This window comes from Novosphingobium resinovorum (assembly GCF_036352595.1).
Classification (GTDB): Bacteria; Pseudomonadota; Alphaproteobacteria; order Sphingomonadales; family Sphingomonadaceae; genus Novosphingobium; species Novosphingobium resinovorum_B.
In genome coordinates, this window is the sequence record NZ_JAZFAX010000112.1 from 1 (window position 1) to 1,087 (window position 1,087).

Consider the following 1,087-nt stretch of genomic DNA (forward strand, 5'->3'; position numbering starts at 1 on the left):
GACACTGGAAACCCTCGGCTCGGTGAGCCATAACCCTATTGTCAGCTTGCCAGCATTGGCAGCCTGACCTGAACTCGATCCTGCCGTGGATCGACGGTTCCTACACCACCCTGCGGGACACGACCCCACCGATCGATAAATAGCGCAGAACGCGAACTGGATGCTCTGTGCCTCTTCCACGAATGGCTCGACGAGAGAGGCATTGATTTAGCCGAGCGCGTGATGGGCGGTGCCTATCTCTACCCCGATGAGGTGGAAGCTCTTTCGAACAGGCTGCGTTCAAGTAAGCGGCCTCCGCGTGTCCTTGGAAATTCCATTGTTCCCCGGATCGTGTCCGCGAACACACACCAAGACCGGATGAACTGGGCGTTCGCATACACAAACTGGCGTGCAGCCCCTTACATCGCCCGCGCAGCGGATCCGAGCCAAGCAATCAATATGCGTGATCGCCTGACCGAGCTCAAAGAGCAAATGAAAGGTCTTTGTGCGTGTGGCACCGAAAAGGTGCGGGAGTCGCTCACCGACGAGCAGCGCTCCTTCCTGCTCACCGTCACTCGGCCGGATGACACCCGCAATCCGTTCAGACCGAACACGCGCCACCGCAACTTCGCGCTCATCCTGATGTACGACGAACTTGGTTTGCGAAAGGGTGAGCCCCTCACGCTTAAGGGTGAAGATGTAATGCTTTTCGGTTCTCGCCCTCGTCTGATCTTCGTTCCTCGTCCCGACGATCCGGAAGAAACTCGGGCAAAGCCGCCGCTCTTAAAAACTGCCGGACGATCGCTGATAACCAGCGCGCTGCTTTCCAAAACCCTGAATGACTACGCTGTTAATCAGAGACCAAAGATGCGTAATTCCAAGAAAATTCCATATTATTTTTTGAATACCAAAGATAATGGCGAAGCACTCTCTTTGGATGGCGTGGACGACATATTCCGCACCCTCAAAAATCGGTTCCCCGAGGGTAATTGCTCACGGGGTTGGCAGAAAAGTGTTGCGCGGAGGTCGATTGGCTGATTCACCCTACGGATGCCGCCACCGCCGCTTCATGTTCTGACCGAGGCCGAGAAGAACGAGCTGCTGCTTG

1 protein-coding gene is annotated in these 1,087 nt (G+C 55.7%); it reads left to right on the forward strand.

Going from position 1 to position 1,087, the window contains the following annotated elements; all coding sequences use genetic code 11:
* Positions 1-222 precede the first annotated feature (222 nt).
* Positions 223-1,017, forward strand: a complete 795-nt coding sequence (locus V2S85_RS27120) for a hypothetical protein (protein WP_330705878.1) — start codon at positions 223-225, stop codon at positions 1,015-1,017.
* Positions 1,018-1,087 lie beyond the last annotated feature (70 nt).

Excerpts from the sequence above, each read along its gene's own strand:
- V2S85_RS27120 (WP_330705878.1), top strand. The coding sequence starts at position 223 with ATGGGCGGTGCCTATCTCTACCCCGATGAGGTGGAAGCTCTTTCGAAC.